Below are 21,594 nucleotides of genomic sequence, written 5' to 3' on the forward strand. Positions count from 1 at the left end.
GGGTATCAGTGCAGGTGCTTGGGCAGCTCGGCGATCGACTGCTCGATCAGCCGGTCCGCCTGGACCGCCTGCACGCCGCCAGCCAGGATGCGGCGGCTGGCGCCGATGGCGACGTCCACCGTCAGGTTGCGGACCTCGGCCACCGCCGCGGCTTCCGCCTGGGCGATGCGGTCCATGGCCTGAGCCTCGCGGCGCTTCAGCGACGATTCGAGGTCGGTGCCGGCCTGGGCGCGGAGGCGGGCGGCCTCCTCGCGGGCGTGGGCAAGGACGGCCTCGGCTTCCTTCAGCGCGTCGGCCTGACGGCGCTGGTAGCCGTTGAGCAGGGCCTGGGCGTCCTTGTGCAGACGCTCGGCCTCGTCCAACTCGGCGCGGATCTTCTCGGCGCGGCCGTCGAGGGCCGACGCGATGGCCGCACCCGCCTTCTTCCAGACCAGGGCCACGAAGATGACGAAGGAGACGAGAACCCAGAATTCAGCGGTGTTCATCCCCGGCGCTCCTCGATCACTGCCGCCACCGCGGCGTCGGCCTGGGCCTGATCGACGTCGACACCGGCCAGGCGGCCGGCGATGTCGCGGGCGATGTCGGCCGACGCGGTGCGGACGTTGGCGAGAGCCTGCTCCTTGGCCGCGGCGATGGACGCCTCGGCGGTGCGCAGACGCTCGGCGATGTCGGCGCTCAGCGCGGCCTGGCGGGCCTGGTTGTTCGCCTCGATGTCCGCGCTGGCCTGACCGATCAGGGTCAGTGCCTCGGCGCGGGCGCCGGCGAGGGACGCTTCGACCTGGGCCAGGACGGCTTCGGCCTCATCCTTCAACTGGGCGGCCTTGGCGAGATCGCGCGAGATACGCTCCTGCCGCGCCTCCAGCACCTCCGCCACGCGCGGGAGCGCCTTCTTGGACAGCAGGTAGTAGAGAACGCCGAAGGTCAGAGCCAGCCAGAAGATCTGGGTCGGGAAATTGGCGGGATTGAGCTGCGGCAGGCCGCCGGAAGCGTGCTCGCCGCCATGCGCCGCGTCCGGAGCGTGCTCCGCCGCAGCCGCCAGGACGGTGCCGGCCATCGTGGTGAGGGTGACGAGCGAAGCGCCCGCCACACCCGACCAGCGGGCCAGCCGGCCTTTGGCCAACAGGTTCGGCATGATCGGTCCCCCTAGGCAAAGGAGCGGCGCCGAAACTTCCCGAAGAAGCCCGGCGCCGCGTCGTCAGAGCTGTTTTTGTTGAAAGCCGCTCTGGCCTTAGGCGAACAGGATCAGGAAGGCGATCAGCAGGGCGAACAGCGCGACGGCTTCCGTCAGCGCGAAGCCCAGAATGCCGATCGGGAAGACCTTCGGCTGCACGGCCGGGTTGCGGGCGATCGAGCCGATGAGCGTCGAGAAGATGTTGCCGATACCCATGCCGACGCCGGCGAGGGCGATAACGGCCAGACCGGCACCGATGAACTTTGCGGCTTCAGCTTCCATGGTACTCATTCCTCTAGGTAAGTATTGAACGCGATGGAACGGGGTAAACAAGGGTCCGGAAGGCGGGCTCTGCTCAGTGCAGTTCCAGCGCGTCGCGGATGTACAGGCAGGTCAGGATCGAGAAGACGTAGGCTTGCAGGAACGCGACCAGGAACTCGAAGCCGGTCAACGCGACGTTGATGGCGAGCGGAACCAGACCGGTGACGAAGCCGAGCGCGCCGAGACCGCTGATCATCATGACCGTGAAGCCGGCGAAGACCTTCAGCATCGTGTGACCGGCCATCATGTTGGCGAACAGTCGGATCGAGAGGCTGACGGGGCGCATCACGTAGGAGATCACCTCGATCGGGATGAGGATCGGGGCGAGCGCCACCGGGGCGCCGTGCGGCATGAAGAAGGTGAAGAAGTGCAGCCCGTGCTTGATCAGCGCCAGCACCGTCACGAACACGAACACCACGGCGGCCAGCGTGAAGGTCACGATGATGTGGCTGGTGAAGGTGAAGGTGTAGGGGATCATGCCGATCATGTTGCCGAACAGGACGAACATGAAGATGGCGAACACGAACGGGAAATAGGGCTTGGCGTCGTGGCCGGCGTTGTCGCGAACGAGGTTGGCGACGAACTCGTAGAACATCTCGGCGGCCGATTGCAGACGGCCGGGCACCATCGACCTGTTCGCCATGCCGACGACCAGCAGCGAATAGATCGCCGCGACGGCCACGACCATGAAGAAGGCCGACTTCGTGAACGACACGTCGTAGCCGCCGAGGATGATCTGGAACCACGAACTGATTTGAAACTGGTGCAGCGGATCCAAGGTCGTCCTCGCTCAGTGTGCGTCGCCGTCTTGGCGCTCGTTGTCCCCAGTGGGCCGGCTGTAGCCGGCGGCGATGCCGAGGCCGTTGACGGCCCGGTAGACATTCAGCACTCCCGCCGCCGACCCGAGGAAGAACATGACGATCAGTCCCCAGGGCGCCGTGCCGAGCCAGCGGTCGAGCAGATACCCGCCACCAACTCCGACGATCATGGCCGCGACCAGCTCGGTCCCGATGCGCAACGCGGTGCCCAACACTCCCTGGGGAGGGCGGTGGTATTTGCTACCGGGTCCGCCCGACCAGCCGCGTTGTTCTCCGCGCGCCTTGCGCAAACGGGCTTCGAGCTCTTCCAAAGGGTCCGGGGGCGATTTGTCGTTCATGCCGCCCCCCGATCTCCGTTTGGCTCGCCGCCACGCGAAAGCGGCGAGACCATACGTTTGGGGGACAACCCTGTCAAGTCGCAAAACCCTCTTGTTAAGCCATTGAAAAGGTTGAGAAAGAAAGGAAATAACCCGGTTTTTGCCGCGCTGCGGCGGGTTGTCCCGTCTCGGCTTGCAAAAAAAGCGGCTGCCCGGGGTGTGGGCAGCCGCCTGTCGGAGGTCTCGGAGACGCTTTTGTGACGCCGGGATCAGCCCGCGATGCGTGTGCCGAGATCCTGGGCGATGCGGTCGGCGCTGGTGCCGGCCGGGTAGACGCCAAGAAAACCGCCGTCCGGCCCCATCAGATAGATGAAGCTGGAGTGGTCCATCAAGTATTCGTCGGGCTTGCCGTCCTTCTGCGGCGCCTTGGCGTAGTAGACGCGATAGGCGCGCGCGGTGTCGCGGACCTGCTCCGCGGTTCCGGTCAGCCCGATCAGGCGGGGGTGGAACAGCCCGACATAATCCTTCAGGTGCGCCACCGTGTCGCGCTCCGGATCGACGGAGACAAAGAGCGGCTGCACCTTGTCGGCCTGCCGGCCGAGCTGGTCGAGCGCCTGGGTCATGGCGCCGAGTTCGGTCGGGCAGACGTCCGGGCAGTAGGTATAGCCGAAATAGACCAGCAGGTACTTGCCGCGGTAATCGACGTCGGTGACCGTTCTGCCGTCGCTGTCGGTCATGGTGAAGGGGCCGCCGATCGGCACGGCGCTCCTGGTGGCGCCCGCCACCGTGCTGGAGGCGTTCTGGACCTGCCACCAGGCGATGCCGGCGGACACGGCGATGGCCAGGACGGAGGCGACGGCGATGCGGATGAGTCGGGCCTTCATGATGCTTCAGGAATGGGCCCGGACGCGGCGAAGGTCAAGGGGGCCGGCGCGCACGGGGGAGGAGCGATTGCCCCATGCCGCCGGACGGGGCGGGATCGCGATGGTCGAGGCCGCCCTGGCGCGGGGCCTGGCCGGCCCATGACGCAGGGCCGCGCCGGGGCGTTCCGGCCCAGAGGCCGGCCGTTCAGGCCGCCGCCCGCTGCCGCCCGGCGAGATGCCGGCCGATCCGCTCGTCAGAATGCTGGATGTGCTCGAACAGCCAGTCGCGGACCAGCGCCAGCAGATCGTCGCCGACCGCCTCGCCCGCCTCCAGCCGGCGCTTCAACCCCGCCGTGCGCTCGCGCAGCGCGTCGTGCTCGGCCTTGTGGGCGGCCAGAGCGGGGTATCCGCTGCTTTCCATCAGCCGCTCCTCCTGTTCGAAATGCAGGACGGTGTAGGCGAGCAGGCGGCCGACGGCGGCGGCGAGCGTCGCCCGGTCGGCGCGGTCGCGGGTGTGGGCGGCGGCCTCGTTCAGCAACGCGATCAGGATCATGTGGTCGGTGTCGATGCCCTCGTCGCCGACCGCCAGCGCGTCGGTCCAGGCCATGAAGACGGCGCCGCCCGCCGGCTCCGCCGCGTGCAGCGCGGTGAGCGGGGCGGCGTTGATCGCCTCGACATTGACCAGGAAGGCGTCGACCATCCCGCGCAGGGCGTCGGCCTGCCGCGACAGGCCGCCCGCCGCGTCGAGCAGGCCGGTGGCCGAGCGCTCGGTCTCCAGCGCCGCCGCCGACACGGCGTCGATGCTGGTCGAGACCTGCCGGGTGTCCGCCGCCGCCTCGCAGGCGCTGCGGGCGATCTCGCCGGTCGCCGCTCCCTGCTGCTGAACGGCGTCGGCGATGGTGGTGCCGATCTCGTCGCTGCGCGCCACGATGGCGCCGATCTCGCGGATGGCGGTGACGGCGGTCTGGGTCGCGTCCTGCACCTGGGCGATGTGGTGGGCGATCTCCTCGGTGGCTTTCGCCGTCTGGCCGGCCAGCGACTTGACCTCGCCGGCGACGACGGCGAAGCCCTTGCCCATCTCGCCGGCCCGCGCCGCCTCGATGGTGGCGTTGAGCGCCAGCAGGTTGGTCTGGCTGGCGATGCCGGCGATCAGGCCGGCGACCTCGCCGATCCGGTGCGCCGCGTTGCCCAGCCCGTCGACCTCGGCGCCGGCCCGCCTGGACGCCTCGACCGCCTGGGTCGAGATGGCCGATGAGGTGACGACCCGCTCGCCGATCAGGGCGATGGAGCCGGTGAGCTGCTCGGCCGCCGCCGCCACCGTCTGCACGCTGTGCGAGGCGTGCTGCGAGGCGCCGGCGACGGAGGTTGCCTCCTGCCGGTTGCGGTCGGCGGTGGAGGACAGGCTGCGCGCGGTGGTCTCCAGCGTGCCGACGGCGCCGCCCATCGTGCGGATGGTCTCGGCCACCGTCGCGTCGAAGCGGTCGGTCAGCCGCTTGAGCGCGCCGGCACGCTGCTCGGCGACCCGCTGCTCGATCCGCTGGCGCTCCCAGTGATGGGCGAGGTCGATCTGCTGGACGCGGAAGATCTCGACCGTCCGGGCCATGGCGCCGATCTCGTCGGTGCGGGCGGTGCCGGGCACCGTCACCGCGCTGTCGCCGCCGGCCAGCGCCTGCATCGCCCGCGCCATGCCGTCGAGCGGGCGCACGATGGCGCGGCTGACCAGCAGCGCCACCAGCGCGGCGGCAAGGCCGATCAGCAGGCCGGTCGCCCCCAGCCGCAGGGCGGCGGCGCGGAAGGCGGTGTCGACGTCGTCGATGTAGATGCCGGAGCCGATCAGCCAGCCCCAGGGCGCGAAGCCGGCGACGTAGGACAGCTTCGCCACCGGGGCCGCCGAGCCGGGCTTGGGCCACAGGTAATCGACGAATCCGGCGCCGTCGGCCTTGACGACACGGACGAACTCCATGAACAGCCGCTTGCCGTTGGGGTCGGCGTTCCCGGACAGGTCCTGGCCGTCCAACTCCGGACGGATCGGGTGCATGATCATGCGGGGCGACAGGTCGGTGACGAAGAAATACTCCGTCCGGTCGTGGCGCAGCGCCCGCAGCGCGTCCTTGGCCGCCGCCTGGGCGGCGTCGCGGGTCAGGGCGCCGGCGCGCTCGCGCGCCTCGTAATGGGCAACCAGCGTGTGGGCGACCTCGACCACGCTGCGGGTCTTGTCCTGACGGTCTGCCATCATCTCCGCCCGCAGCCCGATCAGGCTGACGGCCGCCACCAGGAGCAGCCCGGCCCCGGAGGCGGCGAGAATCAACCCGATCTTGCCCTTGATGCTGATGCGCTCGAACACGGCGGACAGTCCTCCTGTCACGAAAACTCTATTTCCATAAAATTTTCGTGACTTCTCGCCCGGACGCAATCATTGGTCAAGCTTAATATCTTTGGAGCGAACCTTCCGTCAGGCTGGTCATCCGCGATGCGACTATAGGACGCACGCGGCGATGGCGGGGTTCCGTCGCCGCCGCGTGCGTCCGCCACAATCCGGAAGGACTCCGGTCACAGCACCGTCAGCATGCTGGCGACCAGCGGGTGGCGGACGATGTCCTTCTCGGTCAGGCGGGCGACGGCGATTCCCTCGACGGCTTCGAGCCGGTTGGCGATGTCGGCAAGCCCCGACAGATTGTCCAGCAGGTCGGTCTGGTCCGGGTCGCCGGTCAGCACCATGGTGGAATGCCAGCCCAGCCGGGTCAGCAGCATCTTGATCTGGGCGTAGGTGCAGTTCTGCGCCTCGTCGATCACCACGAAGGCGTTGTTCAGGGTGCGTCCGCGCATGAAGCCGACCGGCGCGATCTCGATGGTGCCATCGGCCATCAGGGCGCGCAGCCGCTTGGCCCCCATGCGGTCGGTCAGCGCGTCGTAGAGCGGGCGCAGGAAGGGCGCCATCTTCTCGTGCATGTCGCCGGGCAGGTAGCCGATGCTCTCGCCGGCCTCCAGCGCCGGGCGGGACAGCACGATGCGGTCGACGCTCCCCTCCTCCAGCGCCTCCACGGCGGCGGAGATCGCCAGATAGGTCTTGCCGGTGCCGGCCGGCCCCAGCGCCATCACCAGATTGTGCGTCTTGATGGCGTCCATCAGCAGCTTCTGGTTGGCGTTCTGCGGCTTGACCTTGCGGAGATAGCTCTGGTCGCGACGCTCCTCGCCGCCCAGCGGGTCCCAGCCGGTCGCGGCGGGGAACAGCGGGTGCACCGTGGAGTCGGACGCTGCGGCGACGATGCCTTTGCTCGAACGCTTGGCCATGACGCATCTCCTCGAAGGGTGGGGGTGGCACCGAATGCGCACACAAAAAAGCCTCCCGTAGGGGGGAGGCTCGAACGGTCGCGCGCCTGGATGTGGATCGGGGCGGAGGCCTGGCTGTGTGCCATGCTCGGCTCTGCCGGGGGTAGATCTGCCGGTGCGGGCCACGAAACGCCGGACGCCCGTGCAAGGGGGGCGGATCGGCGGTTCGCGAAGGGCGGAACAAGGTGCAAGAGAACCTCGTCGTCGGTGGAAGCCACGCACGTCAACAGTATCGTTTGCAACGCGCGGCGTCAGGAGAAATTGCGGCCGGAACAAAATATTCATACAAGATGTGGTGTGGTTGCCGCAGGAGAGCCGCCCGCCCGGACAGAGTAACCCGATGCGCGGGCCTTGCGGAAAGGCCGTGGGGCCGTCTCCCCGGCGAAGGTCGTAGGACCGGCGAAAGGCTTTGCCGCAAGCTGAGGCTTTGGTTACTATATCCTGTGGTGGGGGAGATTGCCGACGCAACACGTTGCCTTGTCGGGCGGTCCGGTGTCGCAACCGGTCCGGCGCTGCGGCCCGTGGCCTTCGGATGTCACTTTCCACCGGCATGGGATTCGCTTGAATCGCAGGGGCGCGGACGGCTAGAAGGCGCGGATCGACCGGCGCCCGACACCGCGCCGCCGCACCGGATCGCCGGGCGGATCGCGGGGGAAGCGGAAATGGGCCGGCAGGAACGAACGGGAAGGCAACGGTGAGCAGCGCCAGTCAGGTCGCCGAACGGGATGTGCCGTTCCAGTTGCGGGGCAATTCCTTCACCATGATGGTGTTGAAGGTCCACGCCCCCGCCTCGCCGGATTTCTTCACGCAGCTGAACATCAAGGTCCGGCAGGCCCCAAACTTCTTCCGCAACGCGCCGGTCGTGCTGGATTTCAACGACCTGCCCGAATCGGTGGTCTTCGACCTCGGGGCCTTCGTCGCCCAGGTGCGGGCGCATCACCTGCTGCCCGTCGGTTTCCAGGGCGGGCCGCGCCCGGTGCAGGAGGCCGCGCTCGCCGTCGGGTTGACGCCGATGCCGACCGGCCGCGTCGCGAAGCTGGAGGAGGTGGTGAAGGGTCCCGACCCGCGCGCCGCCGCGACCGCAGCGCCGCAGGTCATGGTCGAGGTGGTCCACCGCCCGGCCATGGTGGTGACCGAGCCGGTGCGCTCCGGCACCCAGATTTACGCCGAGAAGTCCGACCTCATCATCACCGCGTCGGTGTCGCCGGGGGCGGAGCTGCTGGCCGACGGCAACATCCATGTCTACGGCGCCCTGCGCGGCCGGGCGCTGGCCGGGGTGTCGGGGGACACGACGGCCCGCATCTTCTGCCACAGCCTGGAGGCCGAGGTCGTTTCGGTCGCAGGCGTCTACCGCGTCAGCGAAGACATCGGCAGTGACTTTTTCAAGAAGCCGGTGCAGGTTTTCCTGCGCGACGGGGTCCTGCGCATGGAGCCGCTGAAGACGGCTTAAAGAGTTGGGCGCGCGGGGTTCGCGGGTTTCGTTGACGGCAACTTTGGGATTATGGGAGAGGCTCCGTTGAGCAAGATCATCGTCATGACCTCCGGCAAGGGCGGTGTCGGCAAGACGACCTCATCCGCCGCGTTCGCGACCGGGCTGGCGTTGCGCGGTTTCAAGACGGTCGTCATCGACTTCGACGTCGGCCTGCGCAACCTCGACCTCGTGATGGGCTGCGAGCGGCGCGTCGTCTTCGACTTCATCAACGTCATCAACGGCGAAGCCAAGCTGAGCCAGGCGCTGATCAAGGACAAGCGGATCGACAACCTCTACATCCTGCCGACCTCGCAGACGCGCGACAAGGACGCGCTGACCCGCGAGGGGGTGGAGCGGGTGCTGAACGACCTGTCGAAGGAGTTCGACTACATCCTGTGCGACAGCCCGGCGGGCATCGAGCGCGGCGCGCTGATGTCGCTCTACTTCGCCGACCACGCGATCATCGTCACCAACCCGGAAGTCTCGTCGGTGCGCGACAGCGACCGCATCCTGGGCGTGCTGAACTCGCGCTCGCGCCGGGCGGAGCAGGGGCTGGAGCCGGTTTCCCAGCAGCTCCTGCTGACCCGCTACGACCCGGAGCGGGTCGAGAAGGGCGAGATGCTGAAGGTCGACGACGTGCTGGAGATCCTGGCGATCCCGCTGCTCGGCGTCATCCCGGAAAGCCAGGCGGTGCTGCGCGCGTCGAACGTCGGCATGCCGGTGATCCTCGACGAGTCGTCGAACGCCGGCCAGGCCTACACCGACGCGGTCGGCCGCTTCCTCGGCGAGGAGATCGAGCACCGCTTCGTCAATCCCCAGAAGAAGGGCCTGTTCAGCCGGCTCCTGCGGAGGAGCGCATGAGCATCTTCAGCTTCTTCCGCTCGGCCCCGCGGCCGTCGGCGGTCCAGGCCAAGGAGCGGTTGCAGATCGTCATGGCGCACGAGCGCGCCGGACGCACCGGCCCCGATTACCTGCCGATGCTCCAGCAGGAGCTGCTGGCGGTCATCGCCAAATACATCGACATCGACCAGAACAAGGTCGAGGTGAAGCTGGACCGTGGCGGCGACTGCTCGACCCTGGAGCTGAACATCGAGCTTCCGGCGCGCGAGCAGCTCAAGTCGGCGATGGCCGCGGTCAAGCAGGCCAAGCCGGAACCGAAGGCCGCGTCCGGCGACGGCGAGGACGGCAAGCTGGCCGCCAACGGCCCGCTGACCAACGGCGGGGTCAAGAAGCGTCACTGAGGGCGTGCGGAGGCGATCATGTCACCGTCCCCACGCAGCGCGTCATGCCCGTGCTTGACACGGGCATCCACAAGCAGACCTCAAGGTTCCGCCTGGATGACCGGGACAAACCCGGTCATGACGAAGGGAACGGCGAAGCATCCACCACCATGAGTTCGAGGCCCCGCGATCCCCGCGCACCGGTGTTGTGGGACGCGGGGTTTTTTGTGCGGAAACGTCCCTTGGTCGCAGGCGCGCTCCGCCCGTCCGCCCGCGGGCATAGGACATCCTCCCCCTCCGTCCGGGTTTACGCCCGGCCCGCGACGGGGTATCAACGGAGGAACGCTCCGCGAAAGGCCAATCCCGACAAGGCGCTGCATCGCGGCGCACCGTCAACGGGAAGAGAGGGTGCCGATGTTCCTCGATTGCTCGTCGCTGATCGCCGACAATCCCCCGCGCCAGTCGAACGGGATCGCGGTCACCGACATCGACGGGGACGGCGCCTTCGAGCTGGTGGTCGCCGGCCACGGCACCAGCAACCTCGTGCTGAAGTGGCGGGACGGCCGGCTGGTCGACATCGCCGACCCGCTGCTCGCCGATCCGGCCGGGCATGCGGTCGGGCTGGCCGCCGCCGACGTCGACGGCGACGGGCGGGAGGAGCTGTATGTCGTGAACTCCGACCGCGTGAGCGGCCCCAAGGACATGGCCGACCGGCTGTTCGCCTGCTTCGGCGACCGCTGGCTCGACCTGCTGGCCCAGTCGGAGAACATCGGGATCGCCAACCGGATGGCGGCGCGCTCGGTGGCGGCGCTCGACCGCTGGGGGCATGGCCGCTACGGATTCGTGGTGGCGACCGACGGCGCGCCGCTGCGCCTCTACGAGCTGAGCCGGCGCGGCCGGCTGGAGGATGCGGCGGAGGAGGCCGGGCTCGACGTCATCGCCGCCGCGCGCGGCCTGACCGCGCTGCCGATCGTGTCGGACCGCATGGATCTGGTGGCGATCAACGACTGCGGTCCCAACCAGCTTTTCCGCAACCTCGGCGACGGCAATTTCGAGGAAATCGCCGAGGAGCGCGGCATTGTCGATTCGCGGCCCTCGGGCCGGGCGGTGGCGGCCTTCGACCATGACGGCGATGGGCTGTTCGACCTGCTGGTCGGCACCTGGGACGGGGCGCAGCGGCTGTTCCAGCAGCGCTCCGGCGGCGGCTTCGTCGAGTCGGCCACCGCCGACCTGTCGATGCCCGGCCGGGTCTTTACCGTGGTCGTCGCCGATTTCGACAATGACGGCTACGAGGAATTGTTCTTCCACACCCAGGGCGAGCCCAACCGCCTGTTCGGCTGGCGCCACGACCAGTGGCAGGAGATCGATCTGGGCGACGCCGCCGAGCCGAAGGGCTCGGGCACCGGCGCGGTGGCGATGGACATCGACGGCGACGGCCGGCTGGAGCTGGTGCTGGCCCATGGCGACGGCGCGGCGCAGCCGCTGTCGGTCTACCGCACGGCGGCCAACCACAATGGCTGGCTGCGCGTCCTGCCGCTCACCCCCTTCGGCGCCCCGGCGCGCGGCGCGGTGGTGAGCTGCGTCGCCGGCGGGCGGCGGCAGCGCCGGGCGGTCTGCGCCGGCTCCGGCTATCTCTGCCAGGGCGAGCCGGTGGCGCATTTCGGGCTGGGCGCCGTGCAGACGGTTGATCAGGTCGAGGTGCGCTGGCCCGACGGCACCGTGGTGGTGGTGGAGTCGCCGCCGGCCGGCCGCCTGCTGACGGTTCCCTATCCGCCGGAATAAGCGTGGCGGTCCGAATGACGGACCGGACATCAGTCCGTTGCGGGGACATTTCAGCGCCGCAACACATTTTCCTTTTCTGAGTCTGCGGCTCTCTTTAGGTTGATGTTTCTTGCGCCGCCGGCTAAGCGGGGGGCGCGGGCGGGGGATGAGGGCGCGGCGCCTTCGGCTCCCGCCGTCCGACATCAGCAGACGGCCCCCGTCGGACCAGCGCCGACCGGCGCCCGCCGGGACCAGCAGGCAGCATGTCACGACGCGATGTTTCCCTGACAGGGGTGGAGCGGTTCTTCGAGCCGGACGAGGTCATCGTCTCCAAGACCGACCTGAAGGGGCGGATCACCTACGCCAACCGGGTCTTCCAGCGCGTCGCCGGCTACAGCGAGGTGGATCTGATGGGGGCGCCCCATTCGATCGTCCGCCATCCCGACATGCCGCGTTGCGTTTTCAAGCTGCTGTGGGACACGCTGGCCGCCCGCCAGGAAATCTTCGCCTATGTGGTGAACCGGGCGCGCAACGGTGACCATTATTGGGTCTTCGCCCATGTCACACCGAGCTACGACGCGAACGGCCGGGTGATCGGCTATCATTCGTCGCGTCGGGTGCCGGAACGGTCGGCGGTGGACAAGGTCGTGCCGCTCTACCGCCAACTCCTGGACATCGAGAACAGCCACGCCGACCGCAAGCAGGGCATGGAGGCGGGGTTCGCGACGGTCGTCGGCCTGCTGACCGCGAAGGGGATCGGGTATGACGAATTCGTCTTCTCTCTCTAGGGCGACGCTGCTGGCCGCCGCCGCCGCCGCGGCGACGCTCGCCCTGCTGGGAGCCGAGGCGGCCGGGCTTGCCGGCACCGTGCTGCGTCTGGGGCTCGGTGTCGCGACTCTCGCGGCGCTCGCCGGGGCGGGCGTCTGTCTGCGCCGGGCCACGGCGGCGGTCGAACAGCTCGCGGCGGTCAACCGCGCCGTCGCGCGCGGCGATTTCGAGGCCCGCGTCATCGGCATCCGCGAGGGCGGGGTGCTGGGCGAGGCGATGCACGCGGTCAACGACGCCATCGACCGCACCGACGCCTTCGTCCGAGAGGCCACCGCCTCGATGCACGTCGTCTCGGAGCACAAATATTTCCGTCGCATCATCCTGCGCGGCATGCAGGGTGGATTCCTGCACGCCAGCCGCACCATCAACGCGGCGACCGACAGCATCTCCCAGAAGGTCACCGGCTTCGCCGACGTGACCGTCCGCTTCGAAGGCCAGATCCGGCAGGTCTGCACCGAGGTCGCCGGCACCGCGCATCAGCTTGAGGTGTCCGCCCGCGCCATGGAGACCGACGCCGACCGTGCCACCGGCAAGGCGTCGTCGGTGGCGGCGTCGGCGGCGCAGACCGGCTCCAACGTCGGCAGCGTCGCGGCGGCGACCGAGGAGCTGTCGACCTCCATCGCCGAGATCGCCCGCCAGATCCGCCAGGTCGCCACGGTGGCCGAGGCGGCGGCCGGCGAGGCCGAGCGCTCCAACGCCCTGGTCGCCGAGCTGTCGGGCGCCGCCCGCACGGTGGGCGACGTCGTCACCCTGATCAACGACATCGCCAGCCAGACCAACCTGCTGGCGTTGAACGCGACCATCGAGGCGGCCCGTGCCGGGGAGGCTGGCAAGGGCTTCGCCGTGGTGGCGCAGGAGGTCAAGCGGCTGGCCGACCAGACGGCGAAGGCGACCGGCGACATCGCTGGCCAGATCGCCGGCATTCAATCCTCCACCGACGAGGCGGTCGGCGCCATCGTCGGCATCGGCCGCACCATCCAGGCGATCAACCAGATCGCCGGCGGCATCAGCAGCGGCATCGCCCAGCAGGGCGCCACCGTCCACGAGATCGTCGCCAACATGGAGCAGGCGGCGGCCGGTACCCGCGCCGTTTCCGACGACATCCGCGACGTGACCGACGCCGCCACCCGCACCAGTGGTGCCGCCCACGAGGTGTTCGCCGCTTCCGAGCGGATGGCCGCCGAGGCCGACCGGATGACCCGCGAGGTCCAGCAGTTTCTGGACGAGATGCACCGCGTGGCCTGATCCAGGGCAACTGCCCGGCGAATGGGCACGCGCGCGTTGCGTGTTTTTACGATCCCGTTATGATTGTGGCTTTGTTTCGTGGACTGACGTATTTTTCTTGCGATTTTGCCGGGCAATTGTGTTGCATGCCAGCAATGTGAACAGCCGTTCGCTGGCCATTGTCCGCCGGGATATCAGTTGCACTTTGTTTCAGCACGTTAACCGGCGGCGATCCAACAAGAACAATGCGTCACCAGGGTCTTCCGCGCCGGGACGCGGCGGAAGCCGTTGTGTTGAGGGCGGGTTGCCGACGGTCCGGCACGGTTGGCACGTCTTTTGATTGGCAGGGATGAAGAGACGGTCATGACGGGGGACACGAAGATGAGCATGGCGGGCACCGACCTGTTCGAGTTGTCGCGCGGCGTGCTGGATGTGGCGTCGAAGAAGGTGTCCCTGATCGAGGACATCACGCGCCGCACCAAGATGCTGGCGATGAACGCGCTGATCGAGGCGGCCCGCGCGGGCGACGCCGGGCGCGGCTTCGCCGTGGTGGCCAACGAGGTTTCGGAGATCTCGACCCAGGTCAACAGCATCACCAGGGAACTGCGCTCGGAGATCGTCGCCCGCGTCGATCACCTGACCACCACCGGCAGCGCCATGGTGCAGGAGATGCACGGCAAGCGGCTGGCCGACTTGTCCTTGAACATGATCGAGATCATCGACCGCAACCTGTACGAACGCTCCTGCGACGTGCGCTGGTGGGCGACCGACAGCGCCGTGGTTGATTGCGCGGCATCCCCGTCCGAGCAGGCGCGCCGCCACGCCGCGCACCGGCTGGGCGTCATCTTGGAATCCTACACCGTCTACCTCGACCTGTGGATCGCCGACCGCAACGGCACCGTCATCGCCAATGGCCGCCCCGACCGCTACCGCAACGCCGTCGGCGCCAACGTGTCGGACGAGCTTTGGTTCCGGCAGGCGCTGGCGACGCGCGACGGCGGCGAGTTCACGGTGGGCGACGTCGCCCGCAACCGGACGCTGGACGACCGGGTGGTGGCGACCTACGCGACGGCGATCCGCCGCGGCGGCGAGGCCAGCGGCGAGCCGGTCGGCGTGCTCGGCATCTTCTTCGACTGGGAGCCGCAGGCGGCGGCGGTGGTGCAGGGGGTGCGGCTGGAGGAGAACGAGCGGGAGCGCTCGCGCTGCCTGCTGCTCGACGCCCGCCACCGGGTGATCGCCTCGTCGGACGGGCGCGGCATCCTGGCGGAGACGGTCCCGCTGAAGCGCGGTGCCGGCACCATGGGCCATTACATCGACGCCCAGGGCAAGCTGGTCGGCTACGCCCTGACGCCGGGCTACGAGACCTACAAGGGTCTCGGCTGGTACGGGGTCATCGTCCAGGATCGCTGAACGCCGCGCGCGAAGCGGAGTCGATCGCCGAACGGGGCCGGGATACACTCCCGGCCCTTGCCATGTCCGGCCTTTGCTTCCGGCTTCCGCTTTCCAGGGTCGCTCCACCATGCCCGCTCCCCGCCTGACCGTCCGCCGCGAGAACTTTCCGATTCGCGGCTCCTTCCGCATCTCGCGCGGTGCCAAGACCGAGGCCGCCGTCGTCGTCGCCGAGGTCGGCGACGGCAATCACCGCGGTTGGGGAGAATGCGTGCCCTACGCCCGCTATGGCGAGAGCGTCGAGGGCGTCGTCGCCGCGCTGGAGGCGATGGCCGGAGCGGTCGCCGGCGGTCTCGACCGGGCCGGGCTGGCGGCGGCGATGCCAGCCGGCGCGGCGCGCAACGCGCTCGATTGCGCCCTGTGGGATCTGGAGGCGAAGCGGTCCGGTATTCCGGTGTGGCGCGCGGCCGGTCTGGCCTCGCCTCCCGGTCCGTTGACCACTTGCTACACGCTGAGCGTCGACGAGCCGGCGGCGATGGGCGATGCCGCGCGCGAACGGGCGGCGCGCCACCCCCTGCTGAAGATGAAGCTGACCGGGGAGGGCGACCTCGACCGCGTTCGCGCCGTGCGGGCGGCGGCTCCGGCGGCGCGGCTGGTGGTGGACGCCAACGAGGGCTGGACGCTGGAACAGCTCGACCGCTTCGCTCCGGTTCTCGCCGGGCTCGGTGTCGAGATGATCGAGCAGCCGCTTCCCGCCGGGCAGGACGAGGCGTTGCGCGGCGTGCGCAGCCCGGTGCCGCTCGGCGCCGACGAATCCTGTCATGGGCCCGAGTCGCTGGAGCGGCTGCGCGGGCTCTACGCGGTGGTGAACGTCAAGCTGGACAAGACCGGCGGTCTGACCGGCGCGCTGGCGATGAAGCGCGCCGCCGAGGCGATGGGCTTCGAGGTGATGGTCGGCTGCATGGTCGCCACGTCGCTCGCCATGGCGCCGGCGATGCTGGTGGGGCAGGGCGCGCGCTACGTCGACCTGGACGGGCCGCTGTTGCTGGCGCGCGACCGTGAACCGGGGCTGGTCTATGACGGGGCGACCGTCCGGCCGCCCCGGCCGGAGCTGTGGGGATGAGGGGAGCGGCTACGCCTTGGCCGGATAGCCGTCGCCATGCACGTAGGGCGGCGGTTCCGTCCCGACCTCGGGATCGACATAGGGCGCGTCGGCGATGCCGTCGACCTTGGCGGCCATGATGAAGTCGTTCTCGTGCAGCCCCCGGATCTTGTGGGTCCAGAAGGTGACCGAACAATGGCCCCAGCCGTAATGAATCTCCGCGTGGTGGCCTTCGGCCTCGCACAGATTGCCGACCCGCACCGCGAAGGCCTGGGCCTGGGCGAAGTCGGGAAATCGGAAATCGCGCTCGATCCGCTCCGGATTCTCCTTCAGCGACCAGCCGGGGACCTGCACCAGCTGCTCCTCGGCCATCGCCCGGTCCATCGGCGGGACGCCGCCCCGGCAGGGCACGCAATGCCGGCCGGCGAGATCCTGTGATGCCATCCGCTGTTCTCCCATGTTGGTCGACTCGATCGGACTGCGCTAGAACGTCCGGAGCAGAACTCTGGGGTTGCGGCGCCGGTTCGGCAAGTCCGCCGCCCGCTTTCCCCATCCTACCCGCACCGGACGCCCCGATGACCGACACCCCGCCCGCCCCCTCTCCCGACGCTATGCCCTTTGCCGACTACACCTTTCCGACCAAGCCGGTGGACGGCCCCCGCATGGCGATCGTCGGCGAGGCCCCCGGTGCGGAGGAGGCGCGTCTCGGCCGGCCCTTCGTCGGGCGCAGCGGCAAGCTGCTCGACGAATCGCTGGCGGCGGTCGGGATCGAGCGGGCGGAATGCCTGGTCGCCAATGTCTTCCGCTACCAGCCGCCGGGCAACAAGGTCGGTCATTTCTTCGCTTCGCGCGCCCGCGCCAAGAAGGAGGGGCGGGCGATCGATGAACGCTGGGGCGCCTTCGGCACCTCCGACCGGCTGCTGGCCGACTACACCGGCGAGATCGAGCATCTGCGCGCGACGCTCGCCGCCTACGCGCCGACCGTCATCGTCGCGCTCGGCCGCACGCCGACCTGGGCGCTGACCGGCGAGAACGGCATCCTCTCCCTGCGCGGCACGCTGCTGCCCTGCCGGCTGGTCGAGGGGGTGGAGGTGGTGCCGACCTTCCACCCCAGCTACCTGTTGCGCGGCCAGCTCGTGGATCTGCCGACCTTCCAGGCCGACCTGCGTCTTGCCGCCTCGCGCCTGGGCGCCCGATGAGCGGAGCCGGTTCGGCACCGGCGCGGCTGGCGCCGCTTGATTCGATGGCGCGGCTGGCGCCGCTCGACGCGTTGCGCGGGCTGGCGATCGCCATGGTCGTCCTGTCGCACGTCGCCGGGCCGCATCTGGTGTCCATCGGGATCGACCTCGGCAACAACGGGCTGGGGACGGCGGGCGTGCTGCTGTTCTTCCTGCTCAGCGGCTATCTGATCCAGGGCAACCTGGAACGCCAGCCGCTGCCGGTCTTCCTGTCGCGCCGGCTGTTCAAGATCCTGCCCGCCTATTGGCTGAACATCGCGGCGATCCTGGCGCTCGACACGCTGGGCGTCGGGGTCGGGGCGGGAGAGGCTGGCTTTCCCGCGATCTCCTACGCCGCCAGCGCCTTGATGGTCACCGACCTGCTGGGGGTGGAGGCGGTCAGCGGGGTGTTCTGGACCCTGCTGATCGAGGTGCGTTTCTATGTCTTCATCGCGCTCTACCACCGGCTGCTCGGCGGGCGCGGTCTGCCGTTGGTGGTGTTCGGGCTGATCGCCTTGAACGGGCTGTCCTGGGGATTGCGCGGCCATGGCAGCGCGCTGATCGTGTTCTTCCCCGCCTTCTACGTCGGCGTCGCCATCCACCGGGCCGAGCGGTCGGGATGGGCGGGGCGGCCGATGGCGTTGGCGGCCGGCGTGATCGCCGCCCTGGCCGCCAGCCTGACGCTGTTCGCCGATCCGCATTTCGCCGGATCCGGGCTGCTGCTGATCCTCGACGTCGCTCTGTTCGTCGGCGCTTTGCGGCTGGGGCTGCGGGGACGGGTCCTGGAGTTCCTCGGGCGGACCTCCTACAGCACCTACCTGTTCCATCCGCTGGTCGGGGTGGCGTTCGACCACCTGTTCGGGCGCAGCGAGGGTTTCGTCGCCGACTTGCCCTGGATGGCGGTGGCGCTGCTGCTGTCCATCGCTCTGGGAGCTCTGCTGCACCGGTTCGTGGAGGAACCGATGGTGCGGCTGGGGAAGGGTTTGGAAGGGTGGGGTGCCGCGTTGCGGCGACCGCCATCTCCGCCCGTCCCTGGTGAGAGCGCCGGCTGACGGAAGGCTGGCGTCAGGCTGGAAAAAAATCTGCGGCCACGCGAACCGTCATACCCGTGTCAAGCACGGGCATGACGTTGACGAGGCGGGGGAAGCGTCCGTCGGCGTGAGACCGACGGACACATCGTTATCCCTCGATCTTCGAGAAGTCGGCAACCGCGTTCAGCGTCGTGCGGATCTGCGTCAGCAGGCGCAGGCGGTTGGCGCGCAGGTCCTTGTCCTCGGCGTTCACCGTCACCTTGTCGAAGAAGGCGTCCACCGGACCGCGCAAGGCGGCGAGCGCCGCCATGGTGCCGGTGAAGTCCTCGGCGTCGAGCAGCGGCTTGGCGGTCGCCGACGCCTCGTTGAGCGCGGCGGCGAGCGCCTGCTCCTCGGGCTGGGCGAGGCGGGCGGCCTCGACCGGCTGGTCGAAGCTGGCGCCGTCCTTCTTCTCCTCGATGCGGACGATGTTGGAGGCGCGCTTGTAGGCGGCCAGCAGGTTCGCCCCTTCCTCGGAACCGACGAAGGCCTGCAACGCCTTGACCCGCGCCAGCAGCCGCACGAGGTCGTCGCCGCCGCCGAGCGCGAACACCGAATCGACCAGATCGTGCCGCACGCCCTGCTCGCGCAGCACCACCTTCAGGCGGTCGGCGATGAAGGCGGTGAGGTCAGCCGACACCGTGTCGGCCGGGGCGAAGCCGCCGACCGTGTAGGCGCCGTGCGCGGCGGCGAAGACCGCCGACAGCGGCAGCCGCAAGCCATTCTCCAGCACCAGACGGATCACGCCCAGCGCGGCGCGGCGCAGTGCGTAGGGATCCTTGGAGCCCGTCGGCTTCTCGTCGATGGCGAAGAAGCCGACCAGCGTGTCGATCTTGTCGGCCAGCGCCACCGCGACCGAGACCGGCGCGTTCGGGCAGGAATCGGACGGCCCCAGCGGCTTGTAATGCGCGGCGATGGCGTCGGCCACCTCGGCGCTCTCGCCCTGGCCCAGCGCGTAGTAGCGGCCCATGATCCCCTGAACCTCGGGGAACTCGCCGACCACCTCCGACACCAGATCGGCCTTCGACAGCAGCGCCGCGCGGCCGGCGGCGTCGGCGTCGGCGTCGGTCCGCCGCGCGATCCCGGCGGACAGCGCCTGCACGCGCGCCACCTTCTCGGCGACGGTGCCGAGCCTGGCGTGGAAGGTGATCTTCTCCAGCGCCGGGAGGCGGGCCTCCAGCTTGGTCTTGCGGTCCTGGTCCCAGAAGAACTTGGCGTCGGACAGGCGGGCGCGCAGCACGCGCTCGTTGCCGGCGACCACCGCCTTGCCGCCGTCCACCGTCTCGGTGTTGGCGACGACGATGAAGCGCGGGGCCATCTTCCCCGCCGCGTCCAGCGCCGCGAAGTATTTCTGGTGGGTGCGCATCGAGGTGATCAGCACCTCCGACGGCACGTCCATGAAGCTCTCGTCGATCGCGCCCATCAGCACGACCGGCCATTCGACCAGACCGGCGACCTCCTCCAGCAGCGCGTCGTCGGGGGAGAGCGTCAGCCCTTGCCTGCCGGCGACGGCCTCGGCGTCAGCCTTGATCTTGGCCTTGCGTTCCTCGCGGTCGAGCACGACCTTGGCGGCGCGCAGCTTCTCCTTGTAGTCGGCGAAGCTCTCGACCGTGAAGGAGTCCGGCGCCAGGAAGCGGTGGCCGCGCGTGCTGTTGCCGAAGGCGATCCGGCCCAGGCTGCCGCCCAGATCGAAGCCGCCGTCGAGCACCCGGCCGCCGAACAGGGCGATGATCGAGTGCAGCGGGCGCACCCAGCGCACCGTGCCGGTGCCCCAGCGCATCGATTTCGGCCAAGGCAACTCGGCCATCACGGCCGGGATGATCTCGGCCAGCACCTCGGCGGTGGCGCGGCCCTTCTTCTCGGCGACGGCGAAGTAGAAGACGCCTTTTCCGGTGTCGCGCTGCTCGCACTGGTCGAGGCTGGTCAGGCCGGCGGACTTCAGGAAGCCGGCGACCGCCTGTTCGGGCGAGCCGACGCGCGGGCCTTTCTTCTCCTCGCGCACGTCGGCGGTGCGCTCCGGCAGCCCGTCGACCACCAGCGCCAGCCGGCGCGGGGTGGAGTGGGCGGCAGCGGTCTTGAAGCTCAGGCCGTTGGCGGCCAGCTTCTCGGTGACCAGCCGCTTCAGGTCGTCGGCGGCCCGCGCCTGCATGCGGGCGGGGATCTCTTCCGAGAAGAACTCAACGAGAAATTCGGTCATGGCTTCACTTGGCCCCCGTCCAGGCTTCGCAGCAGGCCTTGGCCAGCGCGCGGACGCGGCCGATGTAGGCGGCGCGCTCGACGACGCTGATCACGCCGCGCGCGTCCAGCAGGTTGAACAGATGGGACGCCTTGATGCACTGGTCGTAGGCGGGCAGGGCGAGCCCCTGGCCGACCAGCGCCTGGCACTCGGCCTCGGCGTCCTTGAAATGCTGGAGCAGCATGTCGGTGTTGGCGAACTCGAAATTGTGCTTCGAGTATTCGACCTCGGCGCGCTTGAAGACGTCGCCGTACTTCACGCCCTGGCCGTTGAAGTCGAGGTCGTAGACGTTCTCGACCCCCTGGACATACATGGCCAGACGCTCCAGCCCGTAGGTCAGCTCGACCGCGACGGGGTCGCACTCGATGCCGCCGACCTGCTGGAAATAGGTGTACTGCGTGACCTCCATGCCGTCGCACCAGACCTCCCAGCCCAGCCCCCAGGCGCCCAGCGTCGGGCTCTCCCAGTCGTCTTCGACGAAGCGGATGTCGTGCAGCGACGGGTCGATGCCGATCGCCCGCAGGCTGTCCAGGTACAGCTCCTGCGGGTTGGCCGGCGAGGGCTTCATGATGACCTGGTACTGGTAGTAGTGCTGGAGCCGGTTCGGGTTCTCGCCGTAGCGGCCGTCCTTGGGGCGGCGCGAGGGCTGGACGTAGGCTGCCTTCCAGGGATCGGGGCCGAGCGCGCGCAGCGTCGTCGCCGGGTGGAAGGTGCCGGCCCCCACCTCCATGTCGTAGGGCTGCAGGATGACGCAGCCCTGCTCCGACCAGAACTGGTGGAGCTTGAGGATCAGGGCCTGGAACGACAGGCCGCGGCTGTCGGCGGAGTTCCCGCTCTGGGAGGCCATGGACGGTCCACAATAAAGGATGTTGAAACGCGCCGCACGATAGGCGGGCGTGCCTGCGGAATCAAGCCGTCAGCGTCCGTAGGGGCAGGCCGGACGGCCACAGGACACGGCCGAGCGCGGGGCGACGTAGGCCCCGCATTCCGGACATTTCTCCATGTCCTCGGCGTCGCTGGTGTGCGGGTCGGCCTGCGGCGCGGCGCGGGAGGCCGAGGCGCGCCGTGTTGCCGCATCCGAATCGCGGCGCTTGGCGGCGACGCGGTCGCGGCCGATGGCGTTGACGCGGCTTACCCAGCGCCAGCCGAACCAGACGGCGCCGACGATCAGTGCCAGAAGGAGAAGCTTGGAAAAGGAGAGCATTGTGCCGGCCGCTGGTGGAAACCGGCGCCGTGCTCCCGACGGAAGGCTCCTT

The 21,594-nt window shown here is 69.2% G+C and carries 22 protein-coding genes; 10 read left to right on the plus strand and 12 right to left on the minus strand.

The annotated features are described in order from the left end of the window. Window positions 1–5 precede the first annotated feature (5 nt). The 8 genes from JN22_RS24685 to JN22_RS24720 all read right to left on the minus strand — a co-directional run bounded on the left by JN22_RS24685 (window position 6) and on the right by JN22_RS24720 (window position 6,781). Window positions 6–485 carry a F0F1 ATP synthase subunit B family protein gene (locus JN22_RS24685; RefSeq protein WP_085556411.1) on the minus strand — a complete coding sequence of 160 codons (480 nt, stop codon included), beginning with the start codon at window positions 483–485 and terminating at the stop codon, window positions 6–8. After that, window positions 482–1,132, minus strand: coding sequence for a F0F1 ATP synthase subunit B family protein (locus tag JN22_RS24690; RefSeq protein ID WP_085556412.1), 651 nt, complete (start codon window positions 1,130–1,132; stop codon window positions 482–484). Before JN22_RS24690 ends, JN22_RS24685 begins: the two co-directional genes overlap by 4 nt. 96 nt (window positions 1,133–1,228) lie before the next feature. Beyond that, complete coding sequence (locus JN22_RS24695) at window positions 1,229–1,453, minus strand: ATP synthase subunit C family protein (RefSeq protein ID WP_085556413.1); 225 nt, start codon at window positions 1,451–1,453, stop codon at window positions 1,229–1,231. A gap of 73 nt (window positions 1,454–1,526) precedes the next feature. Next, window positions 1,527–2,270, minus strand: coding sequence for a F0F1 ATP synthase subunit A (locus JN22_RS24700; protein ID WP_085556414.1), 744 nt, complete (start codon window positions 2,268–2,270; stop codon window positions 1,527–1,529). Window positions 2,271–2,282: 12 nt separating this feature from the next. Beyond that, window positions 2,283–2,648: an AtpZ/AtpI family protein gene (locus JN22_RS24705; RefSeq protein ID WP_085556415.1), complete on the minus strand. Its 366-nt coding sequence runs from the start codon at window positions 2,646–2,648 to the stop codon at window positions 2,283–2,285. Window positions 2,649–2,896: 248 nt separating this feature from the next. Then, window positions 2,897–3,511, minus strand: coding sequence for an SCO family protein (locus JN22_RS24710; protein ID WP_085556416.1), 615 nt, complete (start codon window positions 3,509–3,511; stop codon window positions 2,897–2,899). Window positions 3,512–3,695: 184 nt separating this feature from the next. Beyond that, entirely contained in the window at window positions 3,696–5,834 is a 2,139-nt protein-coding gene (locus tag JN22_RS24715) for a bacteriohemerythrin (protein ID WP_085556417.1), read from the minus strand. Window positions 5,835–6,040: 206 nt separating this feature from the next. Further along, window positions 6,041–6,781 (minus strand): PhoH family protein, encoded by a 741-nt coding sequence (locus tag JN22_RS24720; RefSeq protein WP_085556418.1) that lies wholly within the window; start codon window positions 6,779–6,781, stop codon window positions 6,041–6,043. Between the two features lie 733 nt (window positions 6,782–7,514). Between JN22_RS24720 and minC the strand changes: the two genes are divergently transcribed. The 8 genes from minC (at window position 7,515) to dgcA (ending at window position 15,836) form a co-directional block, all read left to right on the plus strand. Next, on the plus strand, window positions 7,515–8,270 hold the full coding sequence (minC, locus tag JN22_RS24725; RefSeq protein ID WP_085556419.1) for a septum site-determining protein MinC: 756 nt from the start codon (window positions 7,515–7,517) through the stop codon (window positions 8,268–8,270). 66 nt (window positions 8,271–8,336) lie between these two features. Beyond that, window positions 8,337–9,152, plus strand: coding sequence for a septum site-determining protein MinD (gene minD / locus JN22_RS24730; RefSeq protein ID WP_085556420.1), 816 nt, complete (start codon window positions 8,337–8,339; stop codon window positions 9,150–9,152). Next, entirely contained in the window at window positions 9,149–9,532 is a 384-nt protein-coding gene (gene minE / locus JN22_RS35470) for a cell division topological specificity factor MinE (protein ID WP_085556421.1), read from the plus strand. Before minD ends, minE begins: the two co-directional genes overlap by 4 nt. Before the next feature lie 393 nt (window positions 9,533–9,925). Next, window positions 9,926–11,293, plus strand: coding sequence for a CRTAC1 family protein (locus JN22_RS24740; RefSeq protein ID WP_085556422.1), 1,368 nt, complete (start codon window positions 9,926–9,928; stop codon window positions 11,291–11,293). Window positions 11,294–11,535: 242 nt separating this feature from the next. After that, entirely contained in the window at window positions 11,536–12,060 is a 525-nt protein-coding gene (locus tag JN22_RS24745) for a PAS domain-containing protein (RefSeq protein WP_085556423.1), read from the plus strand. Next, window positions 12,035–13,345, plus strand: a complete 1,311-nt coding sequence (locus tag JN22_RS35265) for a methyl-accepting chemotaxis protein (RefSeq protein WP_085556424.1) — start codon at window positions 12,035–12,037, stop codon at window positions 13,343–13,345. Before JN22_RS24745 ends, JN22_RS35265 begins: the two co-directional genes overlap by 26 nt. 342 nt (window positions 13,346–13,687) lie before the next feature. Then, complete coding sequence (locus tag JN22_RS24755) at window positions 13,688–14,734, plus strand: methyl-accepting chemotaxis protein (protein ID WP_223677873.1); 1,047 nt, start codon at window positions 13,688–13,690, stop codon at window positions 14,732–14,734. Between the two features lie 109 nt (window positions 14,735–14,843). After that, complete coding sequence (gene dgcA / locus JN22_RS24760) at window positions 14,844–15,836, plus strand: N-acetyl-D-Glu racemase DgcA (RefSeq protein ID WP_085556425.1); 993 nt, start codon at window positions 14,844–14,846, stop codon at window positions 15,834–15,836. Window positions 15,837–15,845: 9 nt separating this feature from the next. On the opposite strand, the gene JN22_RS24765 is transcribed toward dgcA, so the two are convergent. Continuing rightward, window positions 15,846–16,259: a 4a-hydroxytetrahydrobiopterin dehydratase gene (locus JN22_RS24765; RefSeq protein WP_143268402.1), complete on the minus strand. Its 414-nt coding sequence runs from the start codon at window positions 16,257–16,259 to the stop codon at window positions 15,846–15,848. Window positions 16,260–16,390: 131 nt separating this feature from the next. Here JN22_RS24765 and JN22_RS24770 point away from each other — a divergent pair, with 131 nt between their 5' ends. Next, a complete protein-coding gene (locus JN22_RS24770; RefSeq protein ID WP_085556427.1) occupies window positions 16,391–17,014 on the plus strand; it encodes a uracil-DNA glycosylase in 624 nt (207 codons plus the stop codon). Next, window positions 17,011–18,084: an acyltransferase family protein gene (locus tag JN22_RS24775; RefSeq protein ID WP_085556428.1), complete on the plus strand. Its 1,074-nt coding sequence runs from the start codon at window positions 17,011–17,013 to the stop codon at window positions 18,082–18,084. Before JN22_RS24770 ends, JN22_RS24775 begins: the two co-directional genes overlap by 4 nt. Window positions 18,085–18,211: 127 nt before the next feature. Here the strand turns inward: JN22_RS24775 and glyS are convergent, their stop codons facing one another. The 3 genes from glyS to JN22_RS24790 form a co-directional block, all read right to left on the minus strand. Then, window positions 18,212–20,299, minus strand: coding sequence for a glycine--tRNA ligase subunit beta (glyS, locus tag JN22_RS24780; RefSeq protein WP_085556429.1), 2,088 nt, complete (start codon window positions 20,297–20,299; stop codon window positions 18,212–18,214). A 4-nt stretch (window positions 20,300–20,303) separates the two neighbouring features. Then, window positions 20,304–21,185 (minus strand): glycine--tRNA ligase subunit alpha, encoded by an 882-nt coding sequence (locus tag JN22_RS24785; protein WP_085556430.1) that lies wholly within the window; start codon window positions 21,183–21,185, stop codon window positions 20,304–20,306. Between the two features lie 69 nt (window positions 21,186–21,254). After that, window positions 21,255–21,542 carry a hypothetical protein gene (locus tag JN22_RS24790; protein WP_085556431.1) on the minus strand — a complete coding sequence of 96 codons (288 nt, stop codon included), beginning with the start codon at window positions 21,540–21,542 and terminating at the stop codon, window positions 21,255–21,257. Window positions 21,543–21,594 lie beyond the last annotated feature (52 nt).

This window comes from Azospirillum agricola, from assembly GCF_020005195.1.
In the GTDB taxonomy this organism is placed as follows: domain Bacteria; phylum Pseudomonadota; class Alphaproteobacteria; order Azospirillales; family Azospirillaceae; genus Azospirillum; species Azospirillum agricola.

What these genes read in the sequence shown, in the direction of transcription:
- JN22_RS24685 (WP_085556411.1), bottom strand. Translation starts at nt 485, where the DNA reads ATGAACACCGCTGAATTCTGGGTTCTCGTCTCCTTCGTCATCTTCGTG.
- JN22_RS24690 (WP_085556412.1), bottom strand. Translation starts at nt 1,132, where the DNA reads ATGCCGAACCTGTTGGCCAAAGGCCGGCTGGCCCGCTGGTCGGGTGTG.
- JN22_RS24695 (WP_085556413.1), bottom strand. Translation starts at nt 1,453, where the DNA reads ATGGAAGCTGAAGCCGCAAAGTTCATCGGTGCCGGTCTGGCCGTTATC.
- JN22_RS24705 (WP_085556415.1), bottom strand. Translation starts at nt 2,648, where the DNA reads ATGAACGACAAATCGCCCCCGGACCCTTTGGAAGAGCTCGAAGCCCGT.
- JN22_RS24710 (WP_085556416.1), bottom strand. Translation starts at nt 3,511, where the DNA reads ATGAAGGCCCGACTCATCCGCATCGCCGTCGCCTCCGTCCTGGCCATC.
- JN22_RS24720 (WP_085556418.1), bottom strand. Translation starts at nt 6,781, where the DNA reads ATGGCCAAGCGTTCGAGCAAAGGCATCGTCGCCGCAGCGTCCGACTCC.
- minE (WP_085556421.1), top strand. Translation starts at nt 9,149, where the DNA reads ATGAGCATCTTCAGCTTCTTCCGCTCGGCCCCGCGGCCGTCGGCGGTC.
- JN22_RS24740 (WP_085556422.1), top strand. Translation starts at nt 9,926, where the DNA reads ATGTTCCTCGATTGCTCGTCGCTGATCGCCGACAATCCCCCGCGCCAG.
- JN22_RS24745 (WP_085556423.1), top strand. Translation starts at nt 11,536, where the DNA reads ATGTCACGACGCGATGTTTCCCTGACAGGGGTGGAGCGGTTCTTCGAG.
- JN22_RS35265 (WP_085556424.1), top strand. Translation starts at nt 12,035, where the DNA reads ATGACGAATTCGTCTTCTCTCTCTAGGGCGACGCTGCTGGCCGCCGCC.
- JN22_RS24755 (WP_223677873.1), top strand. Translation starts at nt 13,688, where the DNA reads ATGACGGGGGACACGAAGATGAGCATGGCGGGCACCGACCTGTTCGAG.
- dgcA (WP_085556425.1), top strand. Translation starts at nt 14,844, where the DNA reads ATGCCCGCTCCCCGCCTGACCGTCCGCCGCGAGAACTTTCCGATTCGC.
- JN22_RS24765 (WP_143268402.1), bottom strand. Translation starts at nt 16,259, where the DNA reads ATGGCATCACAGGATCTCGCCGGCCGGCATTGCGTGCCCTGCCGGGGC.
- JN22_RS24770 (WP_085556427.1), top strand. Translation starts at nt 16,391, where the DNA reads ATGACCGACACCCCGCCCGCCCCCTCTCCCGACGCTATGCCCTTTGCC.
- JN22_RS24775 (WP_085556428.1), top strand. Translation starts at nt 17,011, where the DNA reads ATGAGCGGAGCCGGTTCGGCACCGGCGCGGCTGGCGCCGCTTGATTCG.
- glyS (WP_085556429.1), bottom strand. Translation starts at nt 20,299, where the DNA reads ATGACCGAATTTCTCGTTGAGTTCTTCTCGGAAGAGATCCCCGCCCGC.
- JN22_RS24785 (WP_085556430.1), bottom strand. Translation starts at nt 21,185, where the DNA reads ATGGCCTCCCAGAGCGGGAACTCCGCCGACAGCCGCGGCCTGTCGTTC.
- JN22_RS24790 (WP_085556431.1), bottom strand. Translation starts at nt 21,542, where the DNA reads ATGCTCTCCTTTTCCAAGCTTCTCCTTCTGGCACTGATCGTCGGCGCC.